The organism is Pseudomonas migulae NBRC 103157 (assembly GCF_002091715.1).
GTDB lineage: Bacteria > Pseudomonadota > Gammaproteobacteria > Pseudomonadales > Pseudomonadaceae > Aquipseudomonas > Aquipseudomonas migulae_A.
Genome location: NZ_BDAG01000043.1, coordinates 24,491 through 43,602, shown reverse-complemented (window position 1 = coordinate 43,602; position 19,112 = coordinate 24,491). Strand labels below are relative to the sequence as shown.

Sequence of the window (19,112 nt, the reverse complement as noted above, 5' to 3'; positions counted from 1 at the left end):
TCGCGTTTTTTAGTAGAAAAGTCCTACGGAAGTGTCCTGCGTTATATGAAGAATGTTTCAATCCTTAGTTGTTTTATTGATCTGCTACCACTCAAGGCCGTTTTGTTTTGATTGACTTACCTGTTACTGATTCAAGTGTTGCAAAGACCAATCCGATGCCCCTGTATCTGGCGCGACTGGCGCCGTCCAGCCAACTGACCATGCGTTATGTGTTGCAGGACGCCGCCGACCGCCTGGGCTTCGAAGACATGAACGTCGAGGAAATTCCCTGGCACCAGCTGCAGCCCGAGGATGTGATTGCGCTGGTGGCGGCGTTGCGCGCGGACGGCTACGCGCCCAATACGTCTTCGCTGTACGTCAACGCCGTGCGCGGGGTGATGAATGAAGCGTGGCGCATGAGCCTGATCAGCCAGGAACACTTGCTGAAAATGCGGTCGGTCAAGGGCATTGCCGGCACACGACTGTCCCAGGGACGCAATCTGCGCCGCTCGCTGATCCAGGAAATGATGGCGGTCTGTGCCGCCGACCCACGACCACAAGGCCTGCGGGACGCGGCGATCATCGGGATTTTGTACGGCTCGGGCATGCGCAAATCCGAGTCGGTGAACCTCGACCTCGATCAGGTGGACTTCACCGAACGCAGCCTGCGGGTGACCGCCAAAGGCAACAAACAGCTGATCAAGTACGCACCGGCCTGGGCATTCGCCAAACTGGATGCCTGGCTGGAGCTACGCCGCTCGCAACTCAAGGAAGGCGAGGTGGACGATTCGTTCCTGTTCAATCGCATCCGCCGTGGCAGTCACATCACCCGCGAGCGCATCACCAAGCACGCGATCTATTACATCGCCCGGCAACGCGGCGCACAGGTCGGGGTGAAAATCATGCCTCACGATTTCCGGCGTTCGTTCATTACCCGGGTGATCGAGGAGCATGACTTGTCGATTGCGCAGAAACTCGCCCATCACAGCAATATCCAGACGACGGCCAACTACGACGTGCGCGACGACAATGAGCGGCGGCGGGCGGTGGACCGCTTCGATCTCTAGGATTCGCTCAACACGTGGGCATGGCCGATGGTCGAGACGTGAACCGCACTGCCGGTCGGTGGCGCGTACAGGCCCGAACTGCGCACCATCAATGACCGACCGGGTTGGTCGGCGGATGCCGAAGGCTCCAGTTCCACGGTCAATGTGCAGGTATTGCCGCTGAAATCCCGCTCGGTCACCACGGCGCGGCAACCGGTGGCCTCGACCGAATCGGAAACGATACCGACCAGTTGCAACTGCTCGGGCCGCAGCATGATCTGCGCGCAGCGGTTGTTGCGATGGTTGTTGACCGGGATCCGCCCCAGATCGCAATGGGCCCAGCCGGCTTCGATCCGGGCGGGCATGACCACGGCATCGCCAAGGAATATCGCGGTTTGTTCGTCGCCGGGATAGCGGTAGAGGTCCAGCGGATGCCCGGACTGCACCAGACGCCCCTCGCGCATGACCGCAAGCTGATCGGCAAACGACAGCGCTTCACTCTGGTCATGGGTGACCAGAATGGTGGTGACACCGGCGTCCGCCAGCAACCGCGCGACCAGTTTGCGCATGGCCGCGCGCAGGCCGGTATCGAGCGCGGAAAACGGCTCATCCAGCAACATCAGGCGCGGCTGTTGCGCCAGGGCCCTCGCCAGTGCCACCCGTTGTTGCTGACCGCCAGACAGTTCATGGGGCCAGCGGTCAGCCATGTTCGCGTCGAGGGCAACGCTGTCCATCAACTGGGCGATACGCTCGCGTTTTTCGAGGCCCTTGATCGACAAGCCGAAGCCGATGTTGGCGGCCACGGTCATGTGCGGAAACAAGGCACCGTCCTGAGGCACATAGCCAATCTGTCGTTGGTGGGCGGGCACTTCATGAGTAGGGTCGACCAACGTCTGCCCGTTCAGCGTCAGGCGCCCGGAGTCCGGGAATTCGAAACCGGCGATCATTCTCAGCAAGGTGGATTTGCCGGAACCGGAAGGGCCGACGATCACGGTGCGACTGCCCGTCGGCACCGACAGATTGATGTCTTCAAGGGCCCTTTGCGGGCCGTAGGATTTGCAGATCGAATGCAGTTCAAGCGTGTTCATCGGCCAGCCGTTCGTTTGGATTGGTGGTAGAGAAGTCCGGTCAACGGAAGTGACAGCAAAATCATCAGCAAGGCGTAGGGCGCAGCGGCGGCGTAGTCGATTTCGCTGGTCAACGCCCAGAACCCGGTCGCCAGCGTGCGTGTGCCGTTCGGGGCCAGTAGCAATGTGGCGGTCAATTCATTGCTGATCGCGAGAAACACCAGCGCGGCGCCCGCGGCAGCGCCGGGCGCGGCCAGCCGCAAGGTGATCAGCCACAGCGCCCGACCGGGCGAGCGACCGAGGCTGCGGGCGATATTTTCCAGCTCCACCGGCGCCTGCGCGATGCCGGCACGCAAACTCACCAGGGCGCGAGGCAGGAACATCAGCAGATACGCCAGCAACACGGTGATCGTGGTCTGGTAAATCGGCCGGGCGAAATGCACCGTGACCGTCACCAGGGCCAGGGCGACGACAATGCCCGGCAATGAACTGGTGATGTAGTTGCAGCTTTCCAGCACCCGTTGCAGCCGACCCGGCGAGCGAATCGACAACCACGCAATCGGGATGGCGGCGCAGGTGGTGAGCAACGCCCCCGCAACGCCGAGCAGCAGTGTCTGTTGCAACGCCGGCATCAGTTCGGCCATCTGCCAGACATTCGCACCCCCTGCGATCAGCCATTTGCCCAAGGTGATCAACGGCACCCCCAGCGACAGGGCACAGGTCACCGTGAACAAGGTCAGCGCGAGGACGGTCGAACCGGTTTTCAAGTGCACGATGCGCGGTTCCCGGGCACTGCCCGAGCCGACCCGGGCATACCGCGCATGGCCACGCGCCGCCGACTCGACGGTCAGCATCGCCAGGCAGCACAGGGCGAGCACACCGGCCAGCATGTGGGCGGCGGGACCGTTGAAGGTGGATTTGAACTGATCGAAGATCGCCGTGGTAAACGTGTCGAAACGGATCATCGCGTACAGACCATATTCGGCCAGCAAGTGCAGCCCGACCAGCAACGCGCCGCCACAGACGGCCAGGCGCAACTGCGGCAGCACCACCCGGAAAAACACCGCCCAAGGCTTGAGTCCCATCGATTCCGCGACATCTTCAATGGCCGGATCGAGCCGGCGCAAAGTGGCCGCAATCGGCAAGTAAAGGAAGGGGAAGTAGGCGATGACCGACACCAGCACCCCGGCAAACAGACCGTGAATCGGTGGTATTAGGCTGACCCAGGCATAGCTGTGAACGAAGGCCGGGACCGCCAGCGGCGCGATCGACAACAATGACCACCAGCGTCGTCCCGGCAGATTGCTGCGTTCGGTCAGCCAGGCCAGTGCCACGCCCAGCGCGATGCACAAGGGAATCGTGATCGCTACCAGCAACACGGTGTTGATCAACAGCTCGCCAACCCGTGGCCGGAACAACAGCGTTGCCAGGGTGGCCCAACCGGTCTGTACCGAAACGCCGATGATGAAGGCAATTGGCATCAGGGCCAGCAATGACATCAGCACCGACAAGCCGATCACCCACGCACCGCCGCGCCCCGCGAACACTCCGCGGGAGCGGTGGCGTAAAGGTGCGGGTATCGCCGCAGCGACTTCCGCCGGTAGCGTTTCAGGCATCAATTCAGAGCACCCCGGCCTGAGTCATCAGCTCCACGGCTTTTTTACTGTCGAGTTTTGAGGCATCGACTTTCGGCGCATCGAGCTGCTGCAAAGGCACCAGTTGAGGGTTGGACTCAGCGTTTTTGCCCACGGCATATTCGAACGAATTGCCCGTCTTGAGGATGGCCTGGCCATCCTTGCCGGTGATCCACTTCAGGAACGCCTGGGCCTGTTCCTTGTGTTGGCTGGACGCCAGAATGCCGCCACCGGAAATGCTCACAAACGCACCCGGGTCCTTGTGTTTGAAGTAATGCAGGGCGGTGTTCTTGCTGTTTTCGCCGGTTTTGGCCTGATCGCCGAAGCGGTAATAGTGGTAAATCACGCCGCTGTCGATCTGCCCGGCATTCACCGCTTTCAACACGGAGCTGTTGCCCCGATACGCGGTGAAGTTGGTTTTCATCCCCTTGAGCCACTCGAGGGTGGCGGCTTCGCCCTTGAGTTCCAGCACGGCGGCGACAATGGCCTGGAAGTCGGCGCCAGCCGGTGACGCCGCCCAGCGACCTTTCCATTTAGCCTCGGCGAGGTCCATCAGCGACTTCGGCAACTCGGTTTCAGGCAGTTTGCTCGGGTTGTAGACAAACACCGTGGAGCGCGCGGCGATGCCCACCCACTTGCCATGCGCCGGGCGCCAGGCCTCGTCGACTTGTTCCAGGGTGGTCGGCGCTACGGGGGCAAACAGTCCCGCGTTATCCACCAGAACCATGGCCGGGGAGTTTTCGGTCAGGAACACGTCAGCGGGGGAGGCGGCACCTTCCTGCACGATCTGATTGCCCATTTCGGTGTCGTCGCCGTTGCGCACCGTGACCTTGATTCCGGTCTCCTTGGTAAAACCCTCGATCCAGGCTTTGGTCAGGCTTTCATGCTGGGCGTTGTAGACCACGATCCCGTCGGAGTCGGCGGCGTACACGTGGCTGGCGCTGAGCAGGGCAGTGGCCAGCAGTGCGGTTTTCAGGAAAGAGGGAATAGGGCAATTCATGCAGTGGCGGCTCCGTGGTTTTTAGAATCGTGCACGCTGACAGACCGGAAGGGTCGTCAATGATTGTAGGTCAATACGAATCATTTGCAGATTTAAGGCGGCGCCAAATGTAAGGGGGTGAATGAGAAAAAAACGTCAATTCATTGCGGTGCCGGGCAATTTCTTTGTGTTCCGCTCGCTGCCTGGCTGATCAACGCGGCCAGGCGTTTGACGTTGTTCTGCTGGGCAATGACCAAATCGTCGATGGAAGGTCCTGAAGGTGTTTGCAATGTACTTCGGCAGCTGACCAGCGTGGTGTCGCTTTCACCGGGGCTGCGCAGGCGCCATTTGACGTCCATTAGCGCGTATTGACCAGGAACCGAATCAAAACGCTGAACCTCCACGCGCACCGACACTTTGCGCTGGGGATTGCTGTTGGCCAGTTGATCGACCAAGGCGCTGCGCAACTCATCCACCAGGCTCGCGGCCCACCATTCGGTCTCCAGTATCGCCAGGCCCGCGTTGCCCTGACGAATGACGATCTGCGGACGATCAACCTGAGGCGGCACGCTGAGGCCTTCGATCAGGATTTCCCCGCCATTGGCGCGCGCCGTTCCGCTCAATTGCGCTGGCGTCAAGGTATGGAACTGAATCGGCTCACTGCGGCATGCGGCGAGCAGCAATAGCGCAGTGACCAACGTTATCTTCAGCGAAGAAACCATGGGTGTTGCTCCTGTGGTCAGTTGCGCGGTGGCGCCTTCAAGTCCATTGGCGCGGCGTTGTCGGGGCGACCGCGAATCAGCGACTCCGGATGCCGGCCTAGATAATCCGAGAGCTCACGCAAGGAGCGCGACATGCGCCCGAGTTCGTCCAGGGTCTGGGTCAATTGCTCGCGTTGCGGCGAATCTTCGGCGAGGGTCGAACTGGCCGATTGCAAGGTCTTGCTGACGTCCGCCAGGGTGGTTTGCACGCCGGGCAGGGTCTTGGCGTTGAATTGCGCGAGGCCTTTACGCAGCTCGACGAGGTTGCTGTCGAGGTTGCCGGCAATGCGCTCGATAGGCAGCTGATTGATCTTGTTGACCATGCCTTCGAGTTTTTCCTGCAACTGTTCGAGGCTGCCAGGAATGGTCGGAATGGTGACGGGGCGGGCGGACGGGTCGAACACGACCTTCTCGGCTTTCGGGTAGAAATCGAGCGAGATGTACAGTTGGCCGGTCAACAGGTTGCCGCTGCGGGCCTGCGCGCGCAGACCATTCTCAATGAACGTTCCCATCAGACGAACGCCGGCCACTTCGTCATTGGGGTCATGCTTCAAGGCCTCAAGCATCTTGACGTGCGCCTGACCAAGCCGTTGCGGATAGATCACGATGCCGACGTTGACCGGGAAACTGCGTTTTTTTGCATCGAAGTCCAGATTGACCGATACCACTCTGCCGAACTCGATGCCAAGGAATTCCACCGGCGCACCGACCTTGAGCCCGCGCAAGGCCTGATCGAAACGCAAACTCAGGTATTGCGCCTTGCCGTTGGGCGGGGCGAGGGCGGTTTGCTGGTCTTCGAACAGGTCGAAGGCTTTATCCTCGATGGCTGGTTTGTCGTTGGGGCTGTATTCCGGGGCGCGGAAGGCGATGCCGCCCACCAATAGCGAGGACAGCGACTCGGTCTTCACTGCAAAGCCGTTGGCGCCGACATTCACATCGATACCGCTGGCGTTCCAGAACCGGGTGTTTTCGGTGACGTAGGCATCGTTGGGTGAGTGAATGAAGACTTCGATGTTCACTCCTTTGCCGTCGGCATTCAGGGCATACGCGACGACCTGGCCGACGGGAATCTTGCGGTAGTAAACGGGAGAGCCGATGTCCAGCGAACCCAGATCCTCGGTGTGCAGCGTGAAGCGCTTGCCGGGCTCGCCATAGGTGATGGGCGGTGGATTCTCCAACCCGGTGAAGTTCTTCGATCGGGCATTGGACTGGCCGATATCGGCACCGATGTAGTCCCCGGAAAACAGGGTATCGATGCCTGACACGCCGCCGGCTCCGATACGCGGTCGCACGACCCAGAATTGCGAATCTTCACGGGTGAAGCTCTCTGCCTGCTTGGCCAGCTTGATGGTGGCGTTGACGCTCTTCTGGTCGTTGCTCAGTTCGACATCGGACACATGCCCGATCACCACGTTGCGGTATTTGACCTCGGTCTTGTTGGCCGTCAGGCCGCTGCCGGTCTTGAAGGTCACGGTGATGGTCGGTCCTTCCTGCAGGATGCTGTGCACCACCAGCGAAATACCCACCAGCACCGCAACAATCGGCACGATCCAGACCAATGAAACGCTGAAACGGCGGGTCTTGATCGGGGCCTGCCCGGGGGCTTGCGGCCCGTCAGTGGCTTGCGACTTCATCCATGACCTCCTCGTTTTTCGAATGGTGCTGGTCCCAGATCAGACGCGGGTCGAAACTCATCGCCGAGAGCATGGTGAACACCACAACCAGACCAAAGAACAGAATGCCCGCGCGCGGTTCGATATCGGCCAGGGCTTGAAATTTCACCAGTGAAGCCACCAGGGCCACGACGATCACGTCGAGCATCGACCAATAACCGATGAGCTCGACGAAGCGGTACATTTTCGAGCGCTCCTTGCGCGCCCAATCACTGTCGCGCTGAACGGTCACCAGCAGTAACGTCAGGGCGACGAACTTGATGCCTGGCACCGCGATGCTGGCGATGAAAATGATCAGGGCAATGTCCCAGGCGCCGTGCTGCCAGAAGTCCAGTACACCGCCCATGATTGTGCTGTCGGCGCCGTTGCCGACCATTTTGGTGTTCATCACCGGCAACACATTGGCCGGGATGTAAAACACCAGGGACGTGAGCAGGTAGGCCCAGGTGCGGGTCAGCGCGTTGGCTTTGCGCCGATGCAGCGGTGCACCGCAACGCTCGCATTCGTGGGGTTCGCCGGTCATGTCACAGGCCAGGCCGCAGCTGTGGCAAAGGCACAGGTTGAGTTCGCTCGCGACCGGAGGCGTGGTCATAAAACATCCCACAGTTCACGCACATCGCGTCCGGCAATGCGGATCATCATCAGGCTGAGAATGGCCAAGGCGAACAGACCGATGCCGGGCAGCACGTCGAGCAACCCGGCGAGCTTGATCACCGCGACCATCGCCCCCAGCAGGCAGACTTCCAGCATGCTCCAGGGCCGCAGGGTTTCCAGCCAGCGCATGCAGAATCTGAAACCCGGGCTGCGACGGGAAGCGAGGGCGAAGCTCAGGACCCAGATCAGCAGCAACAACTGGACAATCGGCGCGATGATCATGGAGATCGCCGCCACCAGGGCGATGAAGGTAATCGGGCCCAGGGTCAGGGCCATGACGGAATCCCACAGCGTTGCGCTGTTTTTCAAGCCCTGGAGGCTGATGCTCATGACCGGATAGAAATTGGCGAAAATCCACAGCATCAATGCAGTAACAGTCAGCGCCAGCCGCTGTTCCACTGACAGGCCGTTATAGCGCTGAAGCACGCCGCCACAGCGCGTACACAGGGTTTTCTGATGTTTGGCGAGCGTGACTTTTTGATACACGCAGTCGCAGTGCTCGCAGATGATCAGTTGGTCAGTCGTAGCCATAGGCCGCACTCGCCAGGACACAGGAAAGTCAGAGCACCTCCTCAATATAGAAGTGCCTTGCAAATGAGCAAATTAAAAGGCGGGTCAACCGCAAAGGAAGGGGCGGGGTGGCTGGCAGTCATTTGAGTCGCAACACAATTTTGTAGGAGCCGGCTTACTGGCGATGGCGGCGTATCAATCAACATTGATGACGCCTGACACACCGCCGTCGCCAGCATGCCGGCTCCTACAGAGGTTCTGTGTTTCAGCCGAGCACTTCACGCAACCGATACCAGAACATACCGAGCGCCAACAGCGGAGAACGCAACATCGGGCCGCCAGGAAAGGTCATGTGCGGCACGGCGCTGAACACATCGAAGTCTTGGCTGTGTCCGGCATGAATCGCTTCGCCCAGCAGTTTCGCGCACCAGTGGGTCACGTTCAGCCCATGGCCGGAGTAACCCTGGGCATAAAACACGTTCGGGTGCTGGCGCAAGCGGCCGACCTGCGGAAAACGATTGGCCGTGATGCCAATCTTGCCGCCCCATTGATAATCAATGCGCACATCCGCCAACTGCGGGAAGACCTTGAGCATTTGCGGACGCATGTAGGCCGCGATGTCCGCCGGATCGCGTCCGGAATAATGACAGGCGCCGCCGAACAGCAAACGCCGGTCTGCCGAGAGCCGGTAATAATCCAGGCCGACTTTCTGGTCGCACAGCGCCAGGTTCTGCGGGATCAATTGTGCGGCAACCTCCGGCGCCAATGGTTCGGTGGCGATAATGTAGCTGCCCGCCGGAAGCACCTTGCCGCTGAGTTTCGGTTCCAGCCCGTCCAGATGCGCATTGCACGCCAGCACGAGGCTGCCGGCACGCACCGTGCCGCCGGCACAACGAACCTGCGCCGTGCTGCCATGGATCAGTTCCAGTACCGGGCTTTGTTCGAAGATCTTCACCCCAAGCGATTGCGCCAGCCGCGCTTCGCCCAGCACCAGGTTCAGCGGGTGCAAATGCCCCGAGCCCATGTCGACCAGACCACCGGCATACACGCCCGAGTTGACCACTTGCTCTCGAATCTGCTCTGGCCCGACCAGTCGGGTTTCATGGGTATAGCCGGACTCGGCAAGGCTTTCCTGCTCCGCCTTGAACGCCGTGAATTGCGCCTTGGTGTTCGCCAGTTCACAAAAACCCCAACGCAGGTCGCAATCGATGTTGTGCTCACGGATGCGCTTGCCCACGAGTTCCACCGACTCGGTCCCGGCGCGCTCCAGATAGCGCACACCTTCTTGGCCGACATGTCGGGTGAAACCACTGACGTCATGCCCGATGCCACGGATCAATTGACCACCGTTGCGTCCGCTGGCACCCCAGCCGATCCGCCGGGCCTCCAGCAGAATCACCGAGAGCCCGCGCTGCGCCAGTTCGATGGCGGTGTTGACCCCGGTAAACCCGCCGCCGATCACGCAGACATCGGCCGCAAGGTCTTCGGTCAACGCGGGGAAGGGCACCAACGCATTGGCCGACGCGGCGTAATAGGAGCGCGCATGTTCGTTGCTGTACTGGTTCATTTGTTGGACTTCACTTTGCTCCACGAACGGGTCATCAGACGCATGATCGCCTGGGGCGGGGTGGTCGAGATGTAGAGTTTGTCGAGCACCGCCTGCGGCGGGTAAACCTCCGGATTGTTGACCAGTTCAGCGTCCATGTATTGCTTGGCGGCGGGGTTCGGGTTGGCGTAACCGACCGAGGCGCTGACCTTGGCGATGACTTGCGGGTCCAGCAGATAGTTGATGAAGGCGTGAGCTTCTTTCGGGTTGCTGGCATCGGCGGGAATCGCCAGCAAGTCGAACCACAAATTGCTGCCCTCCTTGGGGATCGCGTAAGCGATGTTCACACCGTTCTTCGCTTCCTTGGCGCGGTTGGCGGCCTGGAACACGTCACCCGAATAACCGAAGGCCACGCAAATGTCGCCATTGGCCAGGTCAGACACGTACTTGGAGGAGTGGAAGTAGGTGATGTAAGGACGGATGCTCAACAGCTTGGCTTCGGCTTTCTTGAAGTCTTCCGGGTTCTCGCTGCGTGGGTCCATGCCCATGTAATTGAGGATGGCGGGGAACACTTCGTCCGCCGAGTCCATCATCGACACGCCGCACTGACTGAGCTTCTTGATGTTTTCCGGCTCGAACAGCACGGCCCAGGAATCGATGTGATCAATGCCCAGCACCTGTTTGACCTTATCGACGTTGTAACCGATGCCGTTGGTGCCCCACAGATAAGGCACGGAGTGTTCGTTGCCCGGGTCGTTCTTCTCCAGCAGCGCCAGCAATTTCGGGTCGAGGTTCTTGACGTTCGGCAACTGCGCGCGATCGAGCTTGAGGAACGCACCGGCCTTCACCTGGCGAGCGAGGAAATGGTTGGAAGGCACCACCACGTCATACCCGGTACGACCAGCGAGCAGTTTGCCCTCAAGGGTTTCGTTGGAATCGAAGACGTCGTAGATCACCTTGATCCCGGTTTTCGCCTGGAAGTCGGCGAGGGTGGTTTCGCCGATGTAATCGGTCCAGTTGTAGACGCTGACGGTTGGCTGGGCCTGTGCAACGGCGCTGAACAGCATGGCCAGCGCGACCGGAACCACGGATTTCAATAGACGCATATGGACTCCTTTTGGAATTGTCGGATTTCTGTAGGAGCCGGCTTGCTGGCGATGGCGGCGTGTCATCAATTTTAATGACAACTGACACACCGCTATCGCCAGCAAGCCGGCTCCTACAGGGGGAGCGCGATCAAATGTGGCTGCGAGTTGTTAGACACTCAGCAACAAAAACTCCCGCTCCCAGGAACTGATCACCCGCTTGAAGTTCTCGTGCTCCGCTCGCTTGACCGCGACATAACCGCGGACAAACTTGTCGCCCAGATAACGGCCGATGGTTTCGCACTCTTCCATCTGCGTCAGCGCATCTTCGATGGTGATCGGCAAACGCAGGTTGCGTCGCTCATAGGCCCGGCCCTGCACCGCAGCGCTCGGTTCGATGCGCTCGACCATGCCGAGGTAGCCACACAACAGGCTGGCAGCGATGGCCAGATACGGGTTGGCATCCGCGCCCGGCAAACGGTTTTCCACACGCATCGCTTCAGGGCTGGAGGTGGGCACACGCAGGCCCACGGTGCGGTTTTCCTCGCCCCACTCGACGTTCACCGGTGCGGAGGTGTCGGGCAGGAAGCGGCGGAACGAGTTCACGTTGGGCGCGAACATCGGCAGCACTTTGGGGATGTATTTCTGCAGGCCGCCAATGTAGTGCAGGAACAGCTCGCTCATTTGCCCGTCGGCATTGGCGAAGATCGGCTTGCCGGTGGCGATGTCCACCACACTCTGGTGGATGTGCATGGCGCTGCCCGGCTCGTCGCCAATGGGCTTGGCCATGAACGTCGCCGCGACGTTGTGCTTGAGCGCGGCCTCGCGCATGGTGCGTTTGAACACGGTGATCTGGTCGGCCAGGTCCAGCGCGTCGCCGTGGCGGAAGTTGATTTCCATCTGCGCCGGGCCGTCTTCGTGGATCAGCGTGTCGAGGTCCAGGCCCTGCAACTCGCACCAGTCATAGACGTCTTCAAACAGCGGGTCGAATTCGTTGGCGGCGTCGATGGAAAACGACTGACGACCACTTTCCGCCCGGCCCGAACGGCCCATCGGCGCCTTGAGCGGCAAGTCCGGGTCTTCGCAACGCTGGGTCAGGTAGAACTCCATTTCCGGCGCGACAATCGGCTTCCAGCCTTTATCGGTGTACAGCTGCAGGACTTTTTTCAGCACGTTGCGCGGCGACAGCTCGATCGGGTTACCGAATTTGTCGAAGGTGTCGTGGATCACGATCGCGGTAGGCTCGATGGCCCACGGGATCACGTAGACCGCGTCAGAAACCGGCTTGCACACCATGTCGATGTCGGCCGGGTCGAGCAGGTCGTAGTAGATGTCGTCGTCGACAAAGTCCCCGGTTACCGTTTGCAAAAGCACACTTTCCGGCAGGCGCATGCCTCGCTCATGCAGGAACTTGTTGGTGGGTGCAATCTTGCCGCGTGCAATGCCGGTCAGGTCGCTGACGACACACTCGACTTCGGTAATCTTGTGATCTTTCAGCCACGTGAACAGCTGATCGAAAGGGGCATTCATAAAGACCTCGTTATTGGTTTCATTAACGCCGGGGAGGGTGGTTTCATCCGCCACACACTTCCCCTGGGACGCGTTGACGACTATCTTGGGCGAGCCTTGAAGTTCCATCTATCCACTTTCAGCAGCGCCAAAACGCACCAAACGAGTGCGTAAGGTCACCCATGACAACGTGCAATCCATTACAGGTCCAAGCGTTCAACACCGCCGATGTCGCTGAGCAAATCCGCGCCACACCCGGTTGGGTCCAGCATTACCAGCAAATGTCGCCGGGGCATTTCGCCGGGCGGGTGCGTTACCTCGACCTGCAAGGCGTAGAGATTTACGAGGAACACATGAATACCCGGGTCGAGCAGAATTTCAGCGCGCCCGAGGGTTCGCTGGCGTTCTGTTTCGATCGCAGCGACAACGCGCTGTATGTGTTGAATGAAGAAAGCCGCAACATCTGGATCACGCCGGAGAACTACCAGGAAATTGCCGTGGTGTTCGGGTCTGAATTCGTTCAGCGCCACGGGCTGAATGTCGCCAGGCTCGAAGGGCTGTTCATGGCGCCGCTGAATTCGGAGCAGAACGCGCTGTTCAGTCGCTGGCTGAGCGGGACCTTGACCCGGTTGGCGCAGACCCTCGATCCGCCGAGTAAAGAAGCCTTGACCCAGCAGTTACTGGAAGACTGTCTGTACATCCTCGACAACGCTTGTGTTTGCCTGGACCGCGGAGGTTTGCAGCGTCGCACTGAAGAGCGGGCGGTGATGAAACGCATCGGCGAATGGGCGGCGGATTCCCCGGAAGAAACCTTGAATTTGCTGGAACTGTCCCAGGTCGCCGGGGTTTCACTGCGTCAGTTGCAGCACGCGTTCAAGGCGTACACCGGCATGACGCCGACCCATTGGCTGCGCCTGCGCCGCCTCAACAGCGCCCACCGCGAACTGCTCAGCCGCTCGCCGATGGAAACCACTGTGGCCGAAGTCGCGATGCAGTGGTCTTTCTGGCATTTGGGGCGGTTTTCCAGCAGCTATCGAGCACTGTTCAAAGAGTTGCCGAGTGAAACGCTGAAGCGTGCAGGCCGTCAGTCATAAGTCGGAGGAGGGCGAGCGGGACTGATCTAAACTCTTGATGGCTGAGGAATCCTCGGAGGTCATCATGAACAGCTTGTCTTCCCTTGGTCTGTGCGCCGCGCTGTCGATTGCCGCCACACAGGCATGGGCCGAAACGGTGGTCCCGATGAAGGGCCAGACTTCGCAACAAACCCAACTGGACATCGACGCCTGCCACAACATCGCCGCCAGTCAGACTTCAACCACGCCGCCAGCATCCGGTGGCCGCCTGAAAGGAGCGGCAGTCGGTGCCGCTGCCGGGGCGGCTGGAGCTCAGGTTCGCGGGCGTCAACACGATGAGTTTTATGACCGTGTGGATGACGATGTGAAGCAGGATTATCGGCAGAACCGGGCCAAAGAGACGGCCGCCGCCGGTGCGGTAGTGGGTGCGTCGCGTCAACGCCAGGAGCGCCGGGCGCAAGAGAAAACCGCCGCTTCCACCACTTCGACGGCCTATACCAGTTGCCTGCAAGGAAAGGGGTATCAGGTTAATCCCTGAATGCGTCTTGGCGGTCGCTGGTCCAGCAGATAAACCATCAGGCAGGCATACAGCGTCACCAGGATGAACAGACCCATGCGCACGGCAAATGCCGTGTAGACGTCCTTGCCCGCAAGGCTGTCCTGTACCGACTGACCGAGCAGGATGATCATGGTGATCAGGCTGTTGAGCCAGAACCCTGGGCTCAAGCGGGTCGGGCTCAGGGCGTACAATTTGCGCGCCAGGATCAGACCGAACAGCAGCATCCACAGAAAAAACATCCATAGGTGTACGAACAGGCTGAGCGCACTCCATAACAGCACCGCCAGCACACCGGCCAGCAGGGTCGAACCGACCAGTTCGCGACCGGCATTGCGGGCCGTGGTGGAACTCTGCTGACCCAGGCCCACCGCCTTCAGAATGATCGGCAGGTAGCTTGCCGGATCGATCAGTGCCAGCAAAAACGCCGGCAGCACGATCAGGGTTGCACGCACCGCAACCCGGTTGACTTCTTCCGCCGGTAACAGCGGGGCAGCGGGTGGCGATGGCGCGTTGGGCGGGTCGGGAAACAGCCAGTGACTCACCGTCACCATCATAACGGCGAGGAGCAATCCTTTGACCAGGGCACCAATAACCATCGCCGCGAGGTCGAACTCGGCGACACCGGCCGAGGAGATCATGGTCAGGCCGATCACCAGGAAGGTGACGATCAGGTTGTTGCCGCCGCGCAATCCAAAACGAAAAACCAGGAACAGACTGACGCCGATCAGCAGTACGCCACTGACCGGGTAATAACGCAGGATCGGAATCAACAACAGGCCGAGGCCGGTGGTCAACATCGCAACGATGGCCAGAACAATTGCGGCCTTGAAGGGCAATGGGCGATTGACGGTGGCGAGGAGCAACAACGCAAGCACCGGCGCGATAAAGGGAATCGGCAGGCCCAAACCGAAGCTCGCTGCGAGACACAACGCAGTGCCCGTGGCCAGACGCAGTGCGCGTTGAACCCGGGGCGTGCGTTTAGTAGGCATAGGACAGCCAGCTCATCAGGCCAAAAAACAGACGGCCGAGCGGGTTCAACGGATTGCCCTGAGTAGGGAAGGCCATGACTTCAGCCTGGCCGCCGGCACGCAACGCACGAGTGTCGCGTAGCCGCGCTTTGGAATCCTGGGAAAACTCGATGATCACTGGAAAACGCTGGGCCGGGCGCAACCAGTCGCGGCTGTTCTGCACGCTGGGCAACGTACCGGGTGCCGGTGTCTGACCGACACTGACGCCGTAGCCGACGCTGCGCACGCGGCCGTCGAACACTTCGCCCGGCAGCGCATCCAGAATGATCGACACCGGCGTTTCGAGCCTGACCAGACCGAGATTGTTCTCGGTCATGTCGGCACTGATCCATACATCGTGGATGGCGATCAGGGTCATGACCGGACTGCCGACGGCGGCGAACTGTCCGGCGTCGGTGCGCAGGTCGGTGATCAAGCCTGACGAACGCGCGCGAATCTGCGTATTGGCCAGGTCCAGTTGGGCTTTCGACAACGCCGTCGCGGCACTGCGCAGCAGAGCGTTATCTTCCTCGCTGCCACCTTCCTGTTCACGGGCACGCTGGACTTCGGCCCGGGCGGCGGCGACCTGGCTGACGGCTTGTTCATGGTTGGCACGCGACACTTCGAGCAGGCGTACGGAAATGGTTCCGGGGTCATCACGGTACAACCCTTCAAGACGCTGATTGTCCTGGCGCGCCTTGACTTCGTTAGCCTGGGCGGCGCGCAAATTGGCTTGTGCCGAGGCAATGCCGGCGGTGCTGGCGCCGATTTGTCGGCGTGTCGATTCGAGGTCCGCGCGTGCACGGTCGACGGCGATTTGATACGGCTGGGGATCCACCTCGAACAGGACGTCTCCGGCCTTGACGTCCTGGTTGTTACGCACGTTGACATGAATGACCCGACCGGCCACTTCCGCCGCCACCGGAATGACAAAGGCGCCCACTCGAGCCTGTTGGGTGTAAGGCGTGAACCGGTCCGCCGACAGGTACCATGCCAGGCTCAGGACGATGACCAGCAACACCCATTTGATGCCTTTTTTCGCCGGATCAGCGGACGGCTTGGCTGGCGATTCGTGCTCTTTGGGGGAGGGCGGGGCGGCTTCACTCATGGTCTTTTACCTTTTTGGCTTCCACAGCTGAAGGCTCATCCAGCAGATCGCCCCAGTCCGTGCGTTGCTCCATTTGCCGGCGGGTCGCCGCATCGATTTTCGGCAGCGTGCTGTACCAGCCACCGCCCAAGGCTTTGTACAGGGCAATCACATTGCTCACGGCATTGCTGCGGCTGACCAGGTAATTGTCCTGTTGCTCCAGCAAAGCGCGTTGCGCATCCAGCACCCGCTGGAAGTCCGAATAACCTTCGCGATATTGCGCGCTGGCCAGCACGAGCGAGCGTTTGGCAGCGATTTCGGCCTGACTCAGGATGCGTTCTCGCTCCAGGGATTTGATCAACCCGCTGGCAGCATCATCGGCCTCGCGCGCGGCCTGGCGAACCTTGTCGCGGTAGGCTTCGATCAACTGCTGCAATCGCGCATCCTGCACACGCACGTTGTTGCTGATCTGGCCATGGTCGAACAGATTCCAGCGCAGACTGGGCCCGCCGATGAAGTCCAGGCTTCTGGAGGTTCCGTTCAGCGTATCGGCTGACCAGACGATGCTGCCGAGTAAGGTCAACGACGGGTAGAAATCGGTTTCGGCCACCCCGATCAGAGCCGATTGGGCGGCGACATTGAGTTCGGCCGCGCGCACATCAGGCCGACGTAGCAGTAGATTGGCGGGCACATCCTGCAGCACCGCACGGTCCACCAGCGGGATCAATCCTTGATTCTCGAGCAATTGCGGCAGCAAGCCGGGTGGCTGGCCGATCAACACGGCCAGCGCATTACGGGTACGCAGAACCTGGTCTTCGAAGTTGGGAATGGTGCTCAGGGTGCCCAGGTATTGAGTCTTGGCTTGTTGCAGGTCGAGCTCGGCTTGCTGGCCGCTGTTGAACAGCTTTTCGGTGATCTCGAAATTACGCTTTTGCTGTTTGGCGTTTTCCCTCGCAACACGCAAACGCGCTTCGGTGGTGCGCAATGAAAAGTAGGTGTCCGCCACTTGCGCCCGCAGCAGAACGAGCACGTCCTCATAGTTGGCCTGCGCGGCGAAGTAACCGGCATCGGCGGACTCGATGGCTCGGCTGAAGCGCCCCCAGAAATCCAGCTCCCAGCCAATGTCGAAACCGACGCTGTGTTGCCAGAAATGGCTGTCCTGCGGATTGTTTCCGCCGGATTGCCTGCGGTTGAAATACAGACTGTCGGCGCTGGCTTGCTGCAGTTGCGGGTAGCGTCCGCTTTGAGCGATGCCCAATTGGGCTCGGGCTTCCATCACCCGCAGGCCGGCGATCTTCAGATCCGAATTGTGGGCGTCCGCCTCGGCGATCAGACGATCGAGCACCGGGTCACCGAAGACCTGCCACCACTGACGCAAATCAGGATTCAGGCTGCGCTGGCTGGATTGCTCGAGGGCAGGGGAGCTCCAGCGGTCAATCCATGCTGGCTTCGGAGACTGAAAATCCGGCCCCAGGCGCACGCACCCACTCAAGCCGAGCACACCCAGCAGGAGCAGTTGGCTTGATCGCGTCAGATGCATGCGTTTTTTCCTGTCCAGGAAGATCACAGGAGCATAGACGCCCGATTGATGAACTGACTGCTAAGCTTTCAAGCGTCCTCACATTTAATACGACCCGTCACAAAGGAATGACAACCATGAATGCACCCCATACCGCTGGATGGCGCTTCAAACTGGGTATCGCGATCATTTGCCTGATGCTCGGCTCATGGCTGATGGTGCCCATCGTGGCAGCAGCGGGCATCTCGGGTTCCAGGATCGCAGCGCTGACGGGCGTCCTCTTTATCAGTAACAAGGTGCTGTTGATTATCGTCATCGCGATCATGGGCAAGGCGGGGTTTCAGCAGCTTAAAAGCAGTGTATTTGGCTACGTGTCTTCACTGGCACCGACAGTCGACACCGAAGTTGGGCCGTGGCGTCATCGGATCGGCGTGTTGATGTTTTGTCTGCCGCTGATTTCGGGGTTTCTGGAGCCCTATGTAGACAGTATCTGGCCTGGGCTCAGGCCGAATATCTGGCAATTGCAATTGTTGGGCGACCTGATGCTGATCGGTAGTTTTTTTGTACTGGGCGGAAATTTTTGGGAAAAAGTGCGCGCATTGTTCATTCGCACCGCAAAGGTGGTGAACACAAGTGCGGCGTGATGATTGAATAACTTAACTAAAGGGCTATTTAGTATAGCTATTTGCCATCATGGTATATGGAGCAACAAGTGCGGCTAAACAGTGAAGCAATCGTGACGGCTCTGAACCTGGAACCGCACGTCGAGGGTGGCTACTACCGGCGAACTTTTCAGGCTGATCAGCAGCCTCAGATAGAGACGGTTCGTGGTCCACGTTATTTGATGACCTCCATTTATTACCTGTTGACCACAGATTCTCCGATCGGCCAATTTCACTTTAACCAGTCCGATATCGTGCATTACTACCATCTGGGCGATGCCATTCGGTACAGCCTGATTTTTCCGGACGGCGAATTGAGAACTGTCGTGATGGGCAGCAACGTCATCGCTGGAGAATTATTGCAGCTGCATGTACCGGGCGGCATCTGGAAAGCTTCGCAGCTGTTGAGTGGTCCAGCAGGATTCGGTTTGATCAGTGAGGCAGTATCGCCAGGGTTTGATTTCGCGGATATGCGGATGGGCGACAGACAAAAGCTCTGTGTGGAGTTTCCCGAGCATTCGGCGTTGATTGAGCAGCTGACAAGAGAATGAGGGTTGAAGGGGAAATCAGCAGCGCCAGATCTGCGTGCAACGGGGCCAGCTGCGAAACATCTTGTTACGTGTAATGTATATTATGTTAAACCAGATGCCATGTTAGAAATGTTCATGAGCAGAACCTCTCCACAGGCCTGGGATCATGACATCCAATCCATCATTGCACGTCATGATCAACAGACCCGTTGCCATTCATCGTGAGTGTATT

General features: G+C 59.7%; 18 protein-coding genes. 5 read left to right on the top strand and 13 right to left on the bottom strand.

The window, feature by feature from the left end:
- The first annotated feature begins 155 nt into the window (after positions 1-155).
- Positions 156-1,046, top strand: coding sequence for a site-specific integrase (locus PMI01S_RS25740; RefSeq protein WP_084322920.1), 891 nt, complete (start codon positions 156-158; stop codon positions 1,044-1,046).
- On the opposite strand, the gene PMI01S_RS25735 is transcribed toward PMI01S_RS25740, so the two are convergent.
- From PMI01S_RS25735 to PMI01S_RS25690, 10 genes are all read right to left on the bottom strand, one after another.
- Positions 1,043-2,113 carry an ABC transporter ATP-binding protein gene (locus PMI01S_RS25735; protein WP_084322919.1) on the bottom strand — a complete coding sequence of 357 codons (1,071 nt, stop codon included), beginning with the start codon at positions 2,111-2,113 and terminating at the stop codon, positions 1,043-1,045. The genes PMI01S_RS25740 and PMI01S_RS25735 overlap by 4 nt on opposite strands.
- Complete coding sequence (locus tag PMI01S_RS25730; protein ID WP_084322918.1) at positions 2,110-3,708, bottom strand: ABC transporter permease; 1,599 nt, start codon at positions 3,706-3,708, stop codon at positions 2,110-2,112. Before PMI01S_RS25730 ends, PMI01S_RS25735 begins: the two co-directional genes overlap by 4 nt.
- Before the next feature lie 4 nt (positions 3,709-3,712).
- Positions 3,713-4,726, bottom strand: coding sequence for an iron ABC transporter substrate-binding protein (locus PMI01S_RS25725; protein ID WP_084322917.1), 1,014 nt, complete (start codon positions 4,724-4,726; stop codon positions 3,713-3,715).
- Positions 4,727-4,866: 140 nt separating this feature from the next.
- Positions 4,867-5,427: a PqiC family protein gene (locus tag PMI01S_RS25720; RefSeq protein WP_084322916.1), complete on the bottom strand. Its 561-nt coding sequence runs from the start codon at positions 5,425-5,427 to the stop codon at positions 4,867-4,869.
- Positions 5,428-5,444: 17 nt separating this feature from the next.
- Positions 5,445-7,100: a PqiB family protein gene (locus PMI01S_RS25715; protein WP_084322915.1), complete on the bottom strand. Its 1,656-nt coding sequence runs from the start codon at positions 7,098-7,100 to the stop codon at positions 5,445-5,447.
- Positions 7,081-7,731: a paraquat-inducible protein A gene (locus PMI01S_RS25710; RefSeq protein WP_084322914.1), complete on the bottom strand. Its 651-nt coding sequence runs from the start codon at positions 7,729-7,731 to the stop codon at positions 7,081-7,083. The genes PMI01S_RS25715 and PMI01S_RS25710 overlap by 20 nt, the downstream gene beginning before the upstream one ends.
- A complete protein-coding gene (locus PMI01S_RS25705; protein ID WP_084322913.1) occupies positions 7,728-8,324 on the bottom strand; it encodes a paraquat-inducible protein A in 597 nt (198 codons plus the stop codon). The genes PMI01S_RS25710 and PMI01S_RS25705 overlap by 4 nt, the downstream gene beginning before the upstream one ends.
- 244 nt (positions 8,325-8,568) lie before the next feature.
- Positions 8,569-9,870: an NAD(P)/FAD-dependent oxidoreductase gene (locus PMI01S_RS25700; protein ID WP_084322912.1), complete on the bottom strand. Its 1,302-nt coding sequence runs from the start codon at positions 9,868-9,870 to the stop codon at positions 8,569-8,571.
- The gene (locus PMI01S_RS25695) at positions 9,867-10,955 is read right to left on the bottom strand and encodes a polyamine ABC transporter substrate-binding protein (RefSeq protein WP_084322911.1); all 1,089 of its coding nucleotides are present in this window, start codon (positions 10,953-10,955) and stop codon (positions 9,867-9,869) included. Before PMI01S_RS25695 ends, PMI01S_RS25700 begins: the two co-directional genes overlap by 4 nt.
- 150 nt (positions 10,956-11,105) lie before the next feature.
- Entirely contained in the window at positions 11,106-12,464 is a 1,359-nt protein-coding gene (locus PMI01S_RS25690) for a glutamine synthetase family protein (RefSeq protein ID WP_084322910.1), read from the bottom strand.
- A 161-nt stretch (positions 12,465-12,625) separates the two neighbouring features.
- On the opposite strand from PMI01S_RS25690, the gene PMI01S_RS25685 reads away from it, so the two are divergent.
- Positions 12,626-13,537: a helix-turn-helix domain-containing protein gene (locus PMI01S_RS25685; RefSeq protein WP_084322909.1), complete on the top strand. Its 912-nt coding sequence runs from the start codon at positions 12,626-12,628 to the stop codon at positions 13,535-13,537.
- Positions 13,538-13,601: 64 nt separating this feature from the next.
- On the top strand, positions 13,602-14,054 hold the full coding sequence (locus PMI01S_RS25680; RefSeq protein WP_084322935.1) for a YMGG-like glycine zipper-containing protein: 453 nt from the start codon (positions 13,602-13,604) through the stop codon (positions 14,052-14,054).
- Here the strand turns inward: PMI01S_RS25680 and PMI01S_RS25675 are convergent.
- From PMI01S_RS25675 to PMI01S_RS25665, 3 genes are read right to left on the bottom strand one after another with little or no spacing between them, the layout of a single operon-like run.
- Positions 14,039-15,064: a DUF2955 domain-containing protein gene (locus PMI01S_RS25675; protein WP_084322908.1), complete on the bottom strand. Its 1,026-nt coding sequence runs from the start codon at positions 15,062-15,064 to the stop codon at positions 14,039-14,041. The genes PMI01S_RS25680 and PMI01S_RS25675 overlap by 16 nt on opposite strands.
- Positions 15,054-16,190: an HlyD family secretion protein gene (locus tag PMI01S_RS25670; RefSeq protein WP_084322907.1), complete on the bottom strand. Its 1,137-nt coding sequence runs from the start codon at positions 16,188-16,190 to the stop codon at positions 15,054-15,056. Before PMI01S_RS25670 ends, PMI01S_RS25675 begins: the two co-directional genes overlap by 11 nt.
- Positions 16,183-17,709, bottom strand: coding sequence for an efflux transporter outer membrane subunit (locus PMI01S_RS25665; protein ID WP_084322906.1), 1,527 nt, complete (start codon positions 17,707-17,709; stop codon positions 16,183-16,185). The genes PMI01S_RS25670 and PMI01S_RS25665 overlap by 8 nt, the downstream gene beginning before the upstream one ends.
- A 116-nt stretch (positions 17,710-17,825) precedes the next feature.
- Here PMI01S_RS25665 and PMI01S_RS25660 point away from each other — a divergent pair, with 116 nt between their 5' ends.
- Positions 17,826-18,332, top strand: a complete 507-nt coding sequence (locus tag PMI01S_RS25660) for a transporter suffix domain-containing protein (protein WP_371850939.1) — start codon at positions 17,826-17,828, stop codon at positions 18,330-18,332.
- A 56-nt stretch (positions 18,333-18,388) separates the two neighbouring features.
- On the top strand, positions 18,389-18,901 hold the full coding sequence (locus tag PMI01S_RS25655; protein WP_084322904.1) for a cupin domain-containing protein: 513 nt from the start codon (positions 18,389-18,391) through the stop codon (positions 18,899-18,901).
- Positions 18,902-19,112: the final 211 nt, after the last annotated feature.

What these genes read in the sequence shown, in the direction of transcription:
- PMI01S_RS25720 (WP_084322916.1), bottom strand. Translation starts at nt 5,427, where the DNA reads ATGGTTTCTTCGCTGAAGATAACGTTGGTCACTGCGCTATTGCTGCTC.
- PMI01S_RS25735 (WP_084322919.1), bottom strand. Translation starts at nt 2,113, where the DNA reads ATGAACACGCTTGAACTGCATTCGATCTGCAAATCCTACGGCCCGCAA.
- PMI01S_RS25725 (WP_084322917.1), bottom strand. Translation starts at nt 4,726, where the DNA reads ATGAATTGCCCTATTCCCTCTTTCCTGAAAACCGCACTGCTGGCCACT.
- PMI01S_RS25730 (WP_084322918.1), bottom strand. Translation starts at nt 3,708, where the DNA reads ATGCCTGAAACGCTACCGGCGGAAGTCGCTGCGGCGATACCCGCACCT.
- PMI01S_RS25705 (WP_084322913.1), bottom strand. Translation starts at nt 8,324, where the DNA reads ATGGCTACGACTGACCAACTGATCATCTGCGAGCACTGCGACTGCGTG.
- PMI01S_RS25715 (WP_084322915.1), bottom strand. Translation starts at nt 7,100, where the DNA reads ATGAAGTCGCAAGCCACTGACGGGCCGCAAGCCCCCGGGCAGGCCCCG.
- PMI01S_RS25700 (WP_084322912.1), bottom strand. Translation starts at nt 9,870, where the DNA reads ATGAACCAGTACAGCAACGAACATGCGCGCTCCTATTACGCCGCGTCG.
- PMI01S_RS25655 (WP_084322904.1), top strand. Translation starts at nt 18,389, where the DNA reads ATGGAGCAACAAGTGCGGCTAAACAGTGAAGCAATCGTGACGGCTCTG.
- PMI01S_RS25710 (WP_084322914.1), bottom strand. Translation starts at nt 7,731, where the DNA reads ATGACCACGCCTCCGGTCGCGAGCGAACTCAACCTGTGCCTTTGCCAC.
- PMI01S_RS25665 (WP_084322906.1), bottom strand. Translation starts at nt 17,709, where the DNA reads ATGCATCTGACGCGATCAAGCCAACTGCTCCTGCTGGGTGTGCTCGGC.
- PMI01S_RS25675 (WP_084322908.1), bottom strand. Translation starts at nt 15,064, where the DNA reads ATGCCTACTAAACGCACGCCCCGGGTTCAACGCGCACTGCGTCTGGCC.
- PMI01S_RS25670 (WP_084322907.1), bottom strand. Translation starts at nt 16,190, where the DNA reads ATGAGTGAAGCCGCCCCGCCCTCCCCCAAAGAGCACGAATCGCCAGCC.
- PMI01S_RS25740 (WP_084322920.1), top strand. Translation starts at nt 156, where the DNA reads ATGCCCCTGTATCTGGCGCGACTGGCGCCGTCCAGCCAACTGACCATG.
- PMI01S_RS25690 (WP_084322910.1), bottom strand. Translation starts at nt 12,464, where the DNA reads ATGAATGCCCCTTTCGATCAGCTGTTCACGTGGCTGAAAGATCACAAG.
- PMI01S_RS25695 (WP_084322911.1), bottom strand. Translation starts at nt 10,955, where the DNA reads ATGCGTCTATTGAAATCCGTGGTTCCGGTCGCGCTGGCCATGCTGTTC.
- PMI01S_RS25660 (WP_371850939.1), top strand. Translation starts at nt 17,826, where the DNA reads ATGAATGCACCCCATACCGCTGGATGGCGCTTCAAACTGGGTATCGCG.
- PMI01S_RS25685 (WP_084322909.1), top strand. Translation starts at nt 12,626, where the DNA reads ATGACAACGTGCAATCCATTACAGGTCCAAGCGTTCAACACCGCCGAT.
- PMI01S_RS25680 (WP_084322935.1), top strand. Translation starts at nt 13,602, where the DNA reads ATGAACAGCTTGTCTTCCCTTGGTCTGTGCGCCGCGCTGTCGATTGCC.